Origin of the sequence: Burkholderia sp. AcTa6-5 (assembly GCF_017815075.1) — a bacterium.
GTDB classification, from domain to species: Bacteria; Pseudomonadota; Gammaproteobacteria; order Burkholderiales; family Burkholderiaceae; genus Burkholderia; species Burkholderia sola.
The window spans coordinates 1-800 of the sequence record NZ_JAGIQE010000076.1; the positions used below are offsets into that span (position 1 = coordinate 1).

Sequence of the window (800 nt, forward strand, 5' to 3'; positions counted from 1 at the left end):
GGCGGCGACATCCACGTGCTGGTCGCGGGCCACAACGCGCAAGCGGCGGCCGATGCGGCAGCGAAAATCGCGGGCGTTTCGAAGGTGCTGCTGGCCGACGCGCCGCAACTGGCCGAGGGCCTGGCGGAAAACGTTGAAGCGACCGCGCTGAACATCGCGAAGGACTACTCGCACATCCTCGCGCCGGCGACGGCCTACGGCAAGAACATCGCGCCGCGCATCGCCGCGAAGCTGGACGTCGCGCAGATCTCGGACATCACGGCGGTCGATTCGGCCGATACGTTCGAGCGTCCGATCTACGCGGGCAACGCGATCGCGACGGTGCAGTCGAGCGATCCGATCAAGGTGATCACGGTGCGTGCGACGGGTTTCGATCCGGTGGCGGCGGAAGGCGGCAGCGCATCGGTCGACAAGATCGAAGCGGCAGCCGACGCCGGCAAGTCGCAGTTCGTGAGCCGTGAAGTGACGAAGCTGGACCGTCCGGAACTGACGTCGGCGAGCATCATCGTGTCGGGCGGCCGCGGTCTGGGCAGCGGCGAGAACTACACGAAGGTGCTGGAGCCGCTGGCCGACAAGCTGTCCGCAGCGCTCGGCGCCTCGCGCGCGGCAGTCGACGCCGGCTACGTGCCGAACGACTACCAGGTCGGCCAGACCGGCAAGATCGTCGCGCCGCAGTTGTACATCGCGGTCGGCATCTCGGGTGCGATCCAGCACTTGGCCGGCATGAAGGATTCGAAGGTGATCGTCGCGATCAACAAGGATCCCGAAGCACCGATCTTCAGCGTGGCCGACTACGGCCT

General features: G+C 66.9%; 1 protein-coding gene. It reads left to right on the forward strand.

Features of this window, described 5'->3' with window-relative positions:
- On the forward strand, positions 1-800 hold an 800-nt coding region (locus J8I33_RS34260; protein ID WP_209940003.1), incomplete at both ends, for an electron transfer flavoprotein subunit alpha/FixB family protein.